The 11834-nt window shown below is 66.7% G+C and carries 9 protein-coding genes; 1 reads left to right on the forward strand and 8 read right to left on the reverse strand.

The genetic code is table 11. The annotated features are described in order from the left end of the window. Nucleotides 1-93 precede the first annotated feature (93 nt). Nucleotides 94-1695 carry a methyl-accepting chemotaxis protein gene (locus tag SOM28_RS08670; RefSeq protein WP_320467860.1) on the forward strand — a complete coding sequence of 534 codons (1602 nt, stop codon included), beginning with the start codon at nt 94-96 and terminating at the stop codon, nt 1693-1695. Between the two features lie 149 nt (nt 1696-1844). Here SOM28_RS08670 and SOM28_RS08675 read toward each other — a convergent pair whose 3' ends face one another. The 8 genes from SOM28_RS08675 to SOM28_RS08710 all read right to left on the reverse strand — a co-directional run bounded on the left by SOM28_RS08675 (nt 1845) and on the right by SOM28_RS08710 (nt 11828). Further along, nucleotides 1845-2702: a hypothetical protein gene (locus SOM28_RS08675; protein ID WP_320467861.1), complete on the reverse strand. Its 858-nt coding sequence runs from the start codon at nt 2700-2702 to the stop codon at nt 1845-1847. A gap of 122 nt (nt 2703-2824) precedes the next feature. Further along, the gene (locus SOM28_RS08680) at nt 2825-3754 is read right to left on the reverse strand and encodes an alpha/beta fold hydrolase (RefSeq protein ID WP_414675172.1); all 930 of its coding nucleotides are present in this window, start codon (nt 3752-3754) and stop codon (nt 2825-2827) included. A 358-nt stretch (nt 3755-4112) separates the two neighbouring features. Beyond that, nucleotides 4113-4802 (reverse strand): fumarylacetoacetate hydrolase family protein, encoded by a 690-nt coding sequence (locus SOM28_RS08685; RefSeq protein ID WP_320467862.1) that lies wholly within the window; start codon nt 4800-4802, stop codon nt 4113-4115. A 68-nt stretch (nt 4803-4870) separates the two neighbouring features. After that, nucleotides 4871-7087 (reverse strand): hybrid sensor histidine kinase/response regulator, encoded by a 2217-nt coding sequence (locus SOM28_RS08690; protein WP_320467863.1) that lies wholly within the window; start codon nt 7085-7087, stop codon nt 4871-4873. A 182-nt stretch (nt 7088-7269) separates the two neighbouring features. After that, nucleotides 7270-8211 carry a LysR family transcriptional regulator gene (locus SOM28_RS08695; protein ID WP_320467864.1) on the reverse strand — a complete coding sequence of 314 codons (942 nt, stop codon included), beginning with the start codon at nt 8209-8211 and terminating at the stop codon, nt 7270-7272. Nucleotides 8212-8236: 25 nt separating this feature from the next. Continuing rightward, nucleotides 8237-9217 (reverse strand): galactofuranose ABC transporter, permease protein YjfF, encoded by a 981-nt coding sequence (yjfF, locus tag SOM28_RS08700; RefSeq protein WP_320467865.1) that lies wholly within the window; start codon nt 9215-9217, stop codon nt 8237-8239. Beyond that, complete coding sequence (locus tag SOM28_RS08705; RefSeq protein WP_320467866.1) at nt 9214-10308, reverse strand: ABC transporter permease; 1095 nt, start codon at nt 10306-10308, stop codon at nt 9214-9216. Before SOM28_RS08705 ends, yjfF begins: the two co-directional genes overlap by 4 nt. Continuing rightward, nucleotides 10305-11828, reverse strand: a complete 1524-nt coding sequence (locus SOM28_RS08710; protein ID WP_320467867.1) for a sugar ABC transporter ATP-binding protein — start codon at nt 11826-11828, stop codon at nt 10305-10307. The genes SOM28_RS08705 and SOM28_RS08710 overlap by 4 nt, the downstream gene beginning before the upstream one ends. Nucleotides 11829-11834: the final 6 nt, after the last annotated feature.

Here is an 11834-nt window from a genome sequence, read left to right on the forward strand (position 1 = left end):
TACAACAGCTAGCACATCGGGAGATTTCATTTTAGGTTTAAACAGGTGATACTTGCCCTACGGAATTTTCCGTTTCTACGGGTTATTGACATCGTGTTAAAAAATCTACGCATCGGCTCGCGCCTGACGCTGGCGTTCGCCACGATCCTCGTCCTCTCCCTGGCCGGCACCGCCTTCGCGCTGTACACCACGCGCAGCAGTGCCGAAGCCACCCACCAGATGATGCAAAAGCCCTTGGCCAAGGAACGCCTGGTGTCGGACTGGTATGTCATGACCTATTCGGCGATTTCCCGCACCTCGCTGATCGCGCGCAGCACCGACAGCACCCTCTCGACCGTGTTCGCCAAGCCGATCAAGGACAGCGTCACCGACACCACCGCGATCCTCAAGAAGGTCGAAGTCCTGCTCGATTCGCCCGAAGAAAAACAGACGCTGCAAGAGATCCTGGGCCTGCGCAAGCAATACCAGGCCGCTAAGGAAGTGGTGATGAACGCCCGCACCGCGGGCGACGCCGCCGGCGCCGAGCAAGCCTATGAAGCGGTCTTTTCCCCGGCCGCGACCGCCTATGGCGCGCGTGTGCTGAGCCTGCTGCAAATCCAGCGCAAATCGATCGACCAGATCGCGCTCGACATCGAAGCCGCGAACGAGCGCAGCACGCGCCTGGTCATCCTGCTCACCGTGCTGGCCACGGCGCTCGGCTCGGTGGCCGCCGTCATGATCACGCGCAGCATCACCCGGCCGCTCGACAGCGCCCTGGACGTGGCCAGGACGGTGGCGGCGGGCAACCTCGGCAATACCTTCGCCACCTACCCGAAAGACGAAGTCGGTGACCTGATGCGGGCCCTGGAAACCATGAACGGCGCCCTGGCCCGGGTCGTGGCCGAGGTGCAGCAAGGCACCACCGCCATCTCCACCGCATCGGGAGAAATCGCGGCCGGCAACCTCGACCTCTCGAGCCGCACCGAGCAGCAGGCCAGCTCGCTTGAAGAGACGGCGGCCTCGATGGAAGAACTGACGGCGACCGTGCGCCAGAACGCCGACAATGCGGTGCAGGCCAATGGCCTTGCGCAGACGGCCTCCGAAGTGGCGGCGCGCGGCGGCGCCATCGTCGGCCAGGTGGTCGACACGATGGGCTCGATCGACGCCTCGGCGCGCAAGATCGTCGACATCATCGGCGTGATCGACGGCATCGCCTTCCAGACCAATATCCTGGCCCTGAATGCGGCGGTGGAAGCGGCGCGGGCCGGCGAACAGGGCCGCGGCTTCGCCGTGGTGGCGAGCGAGGTGCGCAACCTGGCGCAGCGCTCGGCCAGCGCGGCCAAGGAAATCAAGGGCCTGATCGGCGACTCGATGACCCAGGTGAACGCCGGCACGGCCCTGGTGCAGCAGGCCGGCACCACGATGAACGACGTCGTGACCAGCGTGGCGCGCGTGACCGACATGATGTCCGAGATCACCTCGGCCACCCAGGAACAGCGCACCGGCATCCATCAGGTGAACGAGGCGATCACGCAGATGGACCAGGTGACGCAGCAGAACGCGGCGCTGGTGGAACAGGCCGCCGCGGCCGCGGCCAGCATGCAGGAACAGGCGGCGCGCCTGGCCGAGGTGGCGGCAGGGTTCAGGCTGGGCAATGCGGAGACGGATGCGCGCCCGCGCCTGGCGCTGCGCAAGAGCCCGGCACTGGCGATGTGATAGCCAGCCCGTCATTCCTGCCACTGGCAGGAATGACTTCCCGCGCAGGCGGGAATCCAAGGCCGTAGCGTAGTTGCCAGCTCAAGCTTCATTGGCCGAGCATGAAACTTGGATTCCCGCCTGCGCGGGAATGACGTGAGTGGATTGGCCTAAGCCGCCAGGCGGCGCAGCATGGCGGCGATCGCGTCCAGCACCGCGCCGTCTTCCCAATAATTCTCGTGCGACAGCGGATTCCAGCTGCGCGCGAGCAGGCTGCCAATACTGCCGCTGGCATTGATCGCGCGGTCCTCGACCAAGGCCCGGTAACCGCCCGACAGCGGCTGCAGCGGCCAGCCCAGCACGTCGTCCGGGTCGTAGAAATTGACCCACTTGAACAGCGAGGTGGGCGGCGCGATCGGGATGATGTCCATCTCCTTGTGCGCGGCGACGAAGATCGGGATATTGCAGCCGGTGGTGACCAGGCCGGCGCAAGTACCTCCGCCCAGGAACACCCGTTCGCTCGCGGTCAGAGGACGACCCAGCGCGCCAGAGGCCCAGGCGTCGACGTTGCGCCAGATGCCGGCGCCGACCGGCCGCCCGGCAGCCGCCTTCTGGGCGTCGTACAGATAGCTCGACAGCACTTGTCCACCCAGCGACTGGGCGACAAACACCACCGGCATGTCGGGGCGGGCCGCATGGCACGAGAGCAGCGCACTCGCGATCTCGCCCTGGGCCAGCTCATAGACCGAGCCGGGGATCTCCTTGCGGGTTTCCAGCCCGGCGGCGTCGCCCAGGCCGTACAGCACGAATTTGCGCAAGGCGTCGTAGCGCACCTTGCCGCCGGCGGCCGTGCGCTCCCAGACCTGGCGCTGGTTCTCGTGCAGGATGCCCTGATAATAGACCGAGCGCATCGTCACCTGCGCCGCCAGCCCGCCCAGGCGGCTGCGCAGCTGCGCCATCAACCCATCCGCATACGCGGGCAGTGTTTCCCCCATGCCATGCACGGTGATCAATGCGACTTGCGACATGACAACCTCCGCTCGATCTGGCGCAAAGTGCGTCGTTATCGCTAGCGTATCAGTTCATGCGCACTGACGCATCTCAATGCATTGAGCGGGACATAGCTATATAGGGCACAGCTCGTGTTGGCTCAGCGGGCGGCAACGTCGGCGTTCAGGAAATCGTCGATCAGCTTGACGGTGGCGTCCGGATTTTCTTCCATCATCCAGTGGCCCGCGCCCGGCACGACAGCTTGCCGCACGTCGAGCGCGGCATTGCGCATCACCGTGGCCATCATCGGGCCGAACGATTTTTCGCCGCCCACCGCCAGCACCGGCATCGTCAGCTTGACCTTCGATGCGCTGCGGTTGTCGGCCACGTCGTGGGTGGCGATGGTATTGAATTGCGCGAACGAGGCCCGCATGGCGCCGGGTTGCGCATACAGCCTGGTGTAGTAGGCCCGGGTGGCCTCGTCCACCTTGGCCGGGTCGGCGGCGAACTGGTTCCACAGGCGGTCCAGGAAGATGCGTTCGCGGCCCGCCACCAGGCGTTCGGCCTCCTTGCCGCCAAAATTGAAATGCCACAGGCGGGGATCGAGCACCAGTTCGTCCCACGGCGCCACGCCGGGCACGGGCGCATCCATCACGACCAGCCGGGTCACCTTGTCCGGATAGCGCACCGCATACGCATAAGCGACCATGGTGCCGATATCGTGGCCGACCACGTCGGCCCGGTCCTTGCCGAAGCGCTCGACCACGGCGCGGATATCGGCGGCCTGCGATTTCTTGTCGTAGCCGCCCGGCGCCTTCGACGACAGGCCCATCCCACGCAAGTCGGGCACGATGACGGTGTGGTGCCTGGCCAGGCGCGCGGCCAGCGGGCCCCACATATCGCCGGTGTCGCCGAAACCGTGGATCAGCACGACCGCCGGGCCCTTGCCGCCAGTGCGCAAGTGGATGGTGGCGCCGTCGGCAGTCTGGACGCTGGCAGTCTTGAAGCCCGCGGGCATCGACGGTTCGGCGGCCTGCGCCGCCAGCGCCAGGAAGCAGCCGGCGACGATGCAGCAGAATGAGCGGTACATTTTCATGATCGGCTCCTCGTACGCGATACCGCCAGCCTAGCGCATCTGGTCCGGTTTCACCCCTTCCCAAAGACTGGCACAATGCCCAGCTCGTCGCATTCGCACAACCTACCTCATGGAAATTCTTTTCGACCACCAACAGCGGGGTCAGACCACCAACACCGGGGTCAGGTCTGACATTTGGACACGGCCTCGACAATCGATGTTTCTGAAGGCTGAGCTCGTGTCCGAATGTCAGACCTGACCCTAGCTTTCTGGGCCGCAAGGACCTTTCTGCGCTATCGGGCAAGACCAACGGCGCGCAGCTCGATGCGGCGCGCCAGGCCTTGCAGGCGCAGATGGAGAGCTTGATCGACGATCAGCGGATCTCGAGCTCGAAGGTCTCGACGCCATCGACGCCGCCGCGCACGCGGTCGCCCGGCTTGAGCGCCGCCACGCCCGACGGCGTGCCCGAATAAATCAAGTCGCCCGGCGCCAGCGTCACGAAGCGCGACAGGTAGGCGATCACGTCGGCGATCGGCCAGATCAGTTCATTGAGGTTGCCTTCCTGGCGCAGGGCGCCGTTCACTTCCAGCCAGATGCGGCCTTCGGCCGGATGGCCCACTGCGCTCACCGGATGCAGGGCGCTGCACGGCGCCGAAGCGTCGAAGCCCTTGGCCATGTCCCATGGGCGGCCGGTGTCCTTGGCCACCGCCTGCAGGTCGCGCCGGGTCAGGTCCAGGCCCACGCCATAGCCCCACACCAGGTCGAGCGCCTTGGCCGGGTCGATGTTGGCGCCGCCCGCGCCCAGCGCCACCACCAGTTCGATCTCGTGGTGCAGGTCGTCGGTCGACGGCGGATATGGCACCGCGCCGCTGGCGGGCACCACGGCGTCGGCCGGCTTGGTGAAGAAGAACGGCGGTTCGCGGTTCGGGTCGCTGCCCATCTCGCGCGCGTGCGAGGCGTAATTGCGGCCGACGCAGAACACGCGGCGCACCGGAAAACGGGCTTCAGAACCGGCCACGGCCACCGATGGCGTTGCGGGAGCGGTGATGACAAATTCGGACATGCTCATCCTTTCATTGACGGAAGCACAATCATACTCCCGCCACGGACGGCCGTGGTCCGACGGTCGATTCAGGCCGGCGCCATCGCCTCTTCGGATTCGGACGCCGACGCCGGCTTGGGCGTCACGCAAGCCGCTGCCGCTTCTGCAGTCGCCGCAAGCGCCGCGCTGGACTCGAGGATGCGCGCCAGCGCCGTCATGTCGACCGGCTTGACCAGGTGGTGGGCGAAGCCCGCCTGCAGCGCCCGTTCGCGGTCCTTGGCCTGGCCATAGCCGGTCACCGCGACCGGCACCGTGGCCGCCGTCTCGGGCAGCGAGCGCAGCTCCTGGGCCAGCTGGTAGCCGTCGACGTCGGGCAGGCCGATATCGATCAGCATCACGTCGGGCCGCTCGGCGCGCGCGCGGCGCAGCGCCGACTGGGCGTCGTACTCGACCGAGGTGGCATGGCCCTGCACCTGCAGCAGGGTGGACAGGCTGTCGGCGGCGTCGCTGTTGTCGTCCACGATCAGCACCCGCAGCTTGCGCTGCAGGACGGCGCGCGCGGCTTCCGGATCGCCCGGCTGCGCGTCAGTGCCACCGCAGGCGCCCGCCACGCAGGGCAAGGTCAGCGTGAAGGTGCTGCCGAAGCCCACGCCTTCGCTGTGCGCCGCCACCTCGCCTTCGTGCAGGTCGACCAGGCGCTTGACCAGGGTCAGGCCCAGCCCCAGCCCGCCCTGCGAGCGCGCCAGCGTGCGCGCGCCCTGGGTGAACAGGTCGAACACGCTGGGCACCAGGTCGGGCGGCATGCCGGACCCGTTGTCGCGCACGCGCAAGACCATGCGGCCATCGACCGCCTCGAGCGCGAGCGCGATCTGGCCGCCTTTCGGCGTGTACTTGGCGGCGTTGTTGACGATATTGGCCACGCTCTGCACCAGCCGCGTCTGGTCGCCGCGCACCCAGACCGGCGCCTCGGGCAGCTCCACCCGCACCTGGTGCGATTTTTCCAGCACCAGCGGGCGGGTCTGGTCGAGCGCCCCGGTCACCACCTCGCGGAAGTCGACCGTCGCCAGCTTGAGCTTGACCAGGCCGCGCGTCACGCGCGAGACGTCCAGCAAGTCGTCGATCAGGCGGCTCATGTGCTTGACCTGGCGGCTGATGATGGAACTGGTCTGGCAGATGCGCGGCTCGGTGGCGAACTGCATGCTCAGCAGGCTGGCCGAGCTGCTGATCGGCGCCAGGGGATTGCGCAGCTCGTGCGCCAGCATGGCCAGGAATTCGTCCTTGGCGTGGCTCAGGCGCTCGGCCTGCACCCGCGCCAGGCGCTCGCTCTGCAGCAGCGCGTCGCGCTCGAGCGCCGCATCGCGCAGGGTTTCCTCCAGGCGCGAGCGGCGCACCACCTCGCGCGTGTGGCGCGCCACGTCCTCGGCCATCGCGGTTTCCTGCTCGGTCCAGTGGCGCGCAAATGGCTCGTGCAGGTAGAACACGGCCGACAGGCGCGCTTCTTCGATGATCGGCACGATCACCACCGCGCGCGCGCCGATGCCGGCATAGGCCGCGGCGCATGGCGCCGAGCGCGCGTCGGCCGCGACGTCGTCGATGCGCACGGTGCGGCCCTGGCGCAGCATGTCGGCAATGCCGGGCCCAAAATCGTCCAGCGCATGCGACATGCCGGCCAGGCTGGCCATGCGGCCCTCGGTCCAGTCGCGGTCGATGCTGACGGTGCGGCCGGCGGGATCGATCTCGCCGTAGCCGACGCGCGCCACGCCCAGGGTCTGCCCGGTCATGGCGCTGGTAGCCTTCATGATGTTAACCGCGTCGTCCAGGCCGTCGAGGGTCTCGCCCAGCTTCTGGTGGAAAGCGTGGCGGTGCTCGGACAGCACGTCCGAGGTGGTTTCGGTGAGCACGCAATAGACGCCGGCCACCTCTCCCGCATGGCGCACCGGCGACAGCGAGACGGAAAAGAAACGCCGCTCGCGCTTGCCGTTGCGCTCGAATTCCATCAGGGCGTGCTGGAGCTGGGTCGCTTCGCCGGCCAGCACGAGTTCGAAATAGGGACGCATGCGCTCCCACAGCTCGGGACGCACGCTCGCGTACGGCGCGCCGCGCGCTGCCGGGTGCTTGTCGCCGAGCAGGTCGGAATAGGCGTCGTTGTAGAACAGGCGCAGGTCGGCGCCGATGGCCAGGAACATCGGGAAGCGCGAGGCCAGGATCAGGTCGCCGATGGCGCGCAAGCCCTCGGGCCACGTGTTCGGCTCTCCCAGCGCCAAGCCGCCGACGGTCGCCGGCGGGAAACTGCTCAGATTGCTCATCAGGATTACCCAGTGTGGTTCTCGCGAAGCTGGCTGGGCTTAATACACTGGAACGTATCCCCTCGCGTTCTTATTGCCCCGCCGCCAACATTTTCTTATTGTTGGGGATTATATCGAGCAAATTGATTGGGCTGCGCCCGTTACACATCTGTGACTTTTGGTGGTTGCATCGACGACACAATTCAATAGATTTCGGCGGCGGCGGCCCGTACCGCCTTCAGCAGCAGGTCGGCACCCGGCGACAGCAAGTGGTCTTGCTGGCGGATGATGCCGAAGGCATCCATCTTGCATGGCAGCTCGATCGGCAGGATGCGCATCACGTTCAGCGCGGCGTAATACTGCGCCACCTCTTGCGGCATCACGTGCAGGGAGTCGGTCTGCTGCAGCAGCGCCGTCACCAGCAGGATCGCCGTGGTGTCGACCACGTTGACTGGTGGCGGCAGGCCGGCGCGCCGGAACATCATGTCGAAGCGGTGGCGCAGGATGCTGCCCGGCGACGGCAGGATCCACGGGCTGGCGGCGATGTCCTCGAGGGTCAGGCCGCACCGTTCCAGCAGCGGATGGCCGGGGCGCACGACAGCGCAGGCCGGCTCCTCGCTCAGCTCCTCGTAGATCAGGCCCGTCGAATCCTCCTTGTCCAGGATGCGGCCGATCATGAAGTCGAGGGCGCCGTGCTTGAGCTTGTCGAGCAAGACATTACTGGATTCGAGCTGCACGCCGATGCGCAGCAGCGGCGCCTGCTCCTTGATGCGCGCGATCGCGCGCGGCAGCAGCGCCATCGCCGGCGCCATGATCACACCCACCTCGACCTGCCCCGCCAGACCGGCCTTGAGCGCGACGATGTCGTCGTGCGCCAGCGCCAGGCTGGTAAGCGCCATGCGCGCGTGGCGGATCATGGTTTCGCCGTAGATGGTCGGCTCCATCCCGCGCGGCAGGCGCTCGAACAGGCGCACGTCGAGCATCTCTTCCAGGTCCTTGATCTGCTTGGACGCCGCCGGCTGCGTCATGTGCAGCTCTTCGGCTGCGCGGTGGATGTTGCGGTAATCGTCCAGCGCGATCAGCAGCAGCAACTGGCGCGTCTTGAGGCGCGCCTTCAGGAACCAGTTCGGGTTTGTCGTATCCATCAGGAAATCATATCAGCCCGGCGTCTCATGGTGATTTGAACGCCATCACACGCTGCACCACGCAGAACACGAACAGCAGGCCGCCGATCACGATCTTGGTCCACCACGAACTGAGCGTGCCGTCGAAGGCGATCAGGGTCTGGATCGTGCCCAGCACCAGCACGCCGGACAGCGCACCCAGGATGTAGCCGTAGCCGCCGGTGAGCAAGGTGCCGCCGATGACGACGGCGGCGATCGCGTCGAGCTCCGTTCCCTGCGCATGCAGGCCGTAGCCGGACAGCATGTAGAACGCGAACAGCAGGCCCGCCAGCGAGGCGCAGAAGCCGCTGAAGGCATACACCAGGATCTTGGTACGGCCGACCGACAGCCCCATCATCGCCGCCGATTGCTCGTTGCCGCCGACCGCATACACGGCGCGCCCGAAGCCGCTGTAGTGGGCGAGCCAGACCGCGCAGGCCAGCATTCCAAGTGCGATCAGCGCGCCGGGAGAGAGGAAGCCGCCGAAGAACGGAATCTGCGTCTGCGACATCGCCACGAACAGCGGATCCTCGATCGTGATCGACTCGATGCTGATCAGGTAGCACAGGCCGCGCGCCAGGAACATGCCGGCCAGGGTGACGATGAAAGGCTGCAGGCGAAAATAATGGATGACGGCCCCCATACCGCCGCCGAACAGGAAACCCAGCGCCAGCACGGTGGCGATCACCGCCAGCGGCGGCCAATGCGCCACCTGCAGCAGCCAGGCCGCGATCATGGTCGACAGTGCCAGCACGGCGCCGACCGACAGGTCGATCCCGCCCGACAGGATCACGAAACCCATGCCGATCGCGATCACCAGGAGGAAGGCGTTGTCGATCAGGAGGTTGAGCATCACCTGCAGCGACAGGAAACCTTCGTACAGGGCGCCGCCGACCAGCAGCATCGCGGCCAGCAGGACGACCGTGACCAGCGAGGTGAAGGAAGGCGCGCCTGACAGCCTGCGCGCGTGACTGACGACCGCGTTCATGCCGCCCTCCGCTTCCACAGGCCCTTGAACTGGTCCGACTGCGACATACAAACAAGGAACACGACGACGGACTTGACGACCATATTGACCTCGGGCGGCACGCCCAGCGAATAGATGGTGTAGGTGAGCGTCTGGATGATCAGCGCACCGATGATGGAACCGGCCAGGCTGAACTTGCCGCCGGCGAGCGAGGTGCCGCCCAGGGTCACGGCCAGGATCGCGTCGAGCTCCAGCATCAGGCCGGCGTTGTTGGCGTCCGCGCTCTTGACGTTGGAGCTGATCATCAAGCCCGCCATGCCGGCGCAGCACGCCGCGAACACGTAGACGAACACGATCAGGGCCGCGGTGCGGATGCCGGCCAGGCGCGCGGCGACGGGATTGATGCCGACCGCCTGGATGAACAGCCCGAGCGCGGTATGGCGCAGCAGCAGCGCGGTGACGCCGAACACCGCCGCCACCACGAACAGCGCGAACGGCAAGCCGAACAGGTAGCCGCTGCCGAGGAAGAAGAACGGCTGATAGTAGACGGTGACGATCTGGCCGTCGGTGAGCAACTGGGCCAGGCCGCGCCCCGCCACCATCAGGATCAGGGTCGCGACGATGGGCTGCAGGCCCAGGCCTGCGACGAGCGCGCCGTTCCACAGGCCGCACAGCAGCGCGACGCCGAGGGCAGCGGCCATCGCCAGCAGCATCGGCGTCTCGGCCACGTAGACCGGCACGCCGTCCTGGATCACCATCGTCCCGCCTATCAGCATCGAGGCCACGGTGCCGGACAGCGCCACCACGGCGCCGACCGAGATGTCGATACCGCGCGTGGCGATCACCAGCGTCATGCCGATCGCCGCCAGCATCAGCGGCGCGGCGCGGTTGACGATGTCGACCAGGGAGCCGTACAGGTGGCCGTCCTTGATCTCCAGGCGGAAGAAACCCGGGATGAGGAGGAAGTCGATCAGCAGCAGCGTGGCCAGCGCGGCCAGGGGGCGGAACAGGTGGTGTGCCAGCGCCCGCGAGAGCAGCGAGGCGCGTACGGGAGCGATGGGTTTCGCAGCCGGGGTGGCTGCCGCCACGGGCGGTTGTTCCTTGACGATCATTGGCAGCCCTCCCCTGCGATCACGTGCAGCACCGAGCTGTCGTCCAGCTCACCGCGGCGGTACTCGCCGCAGGCCTTGCGGTCGCGCATGACGACGATGCGGTCGGAGACGCGCAGCACCTCGGGCAGCTCGGACGAGATGAACAGGATGGCCATGCCCTTGTGGCACAGCGTGGTGACGTAATCCATGATTTCCTGCTTTGCCCGCACATCGATGCCGCGCGTGGGTTCGTCGAGGATCATCAGCTTCGGCTCGGTGGCCAGCCAGCGCGCCAGCAGCACTTTCTGCTGGTTGCCGCCCGAGAGCGTGCCGATCGGCGTCTCGATACTCGCCGTCTTGATCCCCAGTTGTTTGACGTAATACTCCGCCAGCTCCTGCTGGCGCCGCAGCGGGATCGCGCGCAGTAACCCCTGGCGCGCCTGCAGGGCCAGGATCAGGTTTTCGCGGACCGACAGGTCCAGGATCGCGCCCTCGTGCTTGCGGTCTTCGGAGCAGAAGCCGATGCCTTCGCGGATCGCATCGCGCGGTGCGGCGAAAGTGCGCGAACGTCCATCGATGTCGATGACGCCGCTGTCGGCCTTATCGGCGCCGAACAGCAGGCGCGCGGTCTCGGTGCGGCCGGAACCCAGCAGGCCGGCAAGGCCCAGCAACTCTCCCTGTTTGATGGTGAGGTCGAGCGGCGCCAGCACGCCGCGGCGCGCGAGTTCTCTTGTTTGCAGGAGGATCGGGCCGGCCTGGTGGCCCTCTTCGATACAGGTCTGCGGCTGTTGCCGGGTGTCGGCGGCCACGCCGATCATCTTGTTCACCAGGGCCAGGCGCGACAGCTCGCTGCACAAGTACTCGCCTTCGCGCTCGCCATTGCGCATCACCGTAATGCGGTCCGAGATCGCATAGGTCTGCTCGAGGAAGTGAGTCACGAACAGGATCGCCATGCCCTGCGCGCGCAGGTTCTTCAACACCGAGAACAGCAGTTGCACCTCGGCCTCGTCGAGGCTGGACGTGGGCTCGTCCAGGATCAGCACCTTGGCCGAGATGTTCAGCGCGCGGGCGATGGCCACCATCTGCTGGATCGCCAGCGGATAGCTGGCCAGCGGCCGGGTGACGTCGACGTTCACCTGCAGTCGCGCGAGCAGCTCGGCCGCGTCGCCGCGCATGCGGCGCCAGTCGATCATGCCGAAGCGTTTCGGATAGCGGCCGATGAAGATGTTCTCGGCGACCGACAGGTTCGGGCACAGGTTCACCTCCTGATACACCGTGCTGATGCCGAGTTCCTGGGCGTGCTGGGTCGAGCGCGGTTCGATGCGCTCGCCATCGAGCACGATGCTGCCGCGCTCCGGCTGGTAGACGCCCGTCAGCACCTTGATCAGGGTGGACTTGCCGGCCCCGTTCTGGCCCATCAGGGTGTGGACTTCGCCCGGATACAGGCGCAGGCCCGCATCCGACAGCGCTTTCACGCCCGGGAATTGCTTGTGGATGCCGGTGACGTCCAGCACCGGCAGCGCCGTGGTCGAGGCGAGCATGGCCGC

Origin of the sequence: Massilia sp. CFBP9026 (assembly GCF_034045165.1) — a bacterium.
Taxonomy (GTDB): Bacteria; Pseudomonadota; Gammaproteobacteria; order Burkholderiales; family Burkholderiaceae_D; genus Telluria; species Telluria arenae.